1 protein-coding gene is annotated in these 409 nt (G+C 75.1%); it reads left to right on the top strand.

What is annotated here, in order from left to right; genetic code table 11:
* Positions 1-18 precede the first annotated feature (18 nt).
* A partial coding sequence (locus tag FJV41_RS57575; RefSeq protein WP_246137947.1) for a serine aminopeptidase domain-containing protein occupies positions 19-409 on the top strand: 391 nt, incomplete at its 3' end.

Below are 409 nucleotides of genomic sequence, written 5' to 3'. Positions count from 1 at the left end.
CCGCTGTTCGGCGGCACCATGGACAACAAGGTCGTGCAGACCCTCGCGCGGGCCTTCGTCGCCAGCGGCTGGACGGCCGTGCGCTTCAACTTCCGCGGCGTGGGCGCCACCGCCGGCACCTACGACGAGGGCCGCGGCGAACTCGAAGACCTGCTGGCCGTCGTCGGACAGGCGGCGCCCGAAGGCCCCCTGGCGCTGGCCGGGTTCTCGTTCGGCGCCTTCGTCACCAGCCATGCGCTGGCGCGGCTCTGGGAGCCGCGCGTCATCGAGCGCGCGGTGCTCGTGGGAACGGCCGCGAGCCGCTTCACCGTCGCCCCCGTGCCGGCCGAGGCCCACGGCCGCACCCTGGTCGTGCACGGCGAGCAGGACGACACCGTGCCGCTCGCCGCCGTGATGGACTGGGCCCGCC

The sequence above is a fragment of the Myxococcus llanfairpwllgwyngyllgogerychwyrndrobwllllantysiliogogogochensis genome, assembly GCF_006636215.1.
Classification (GTDB): Bacteria; Myxococcota; Myxococcia; order Myxococcales; family Myxococcaceae; genus Myxococcus; species Myxococcus llanfairpwllgwyngyllgogerychwyrndrobwllllantysiliogogogochensis.
This window is presented reverse-complemented; position numbering and strand designations above follow the sequence as displayed.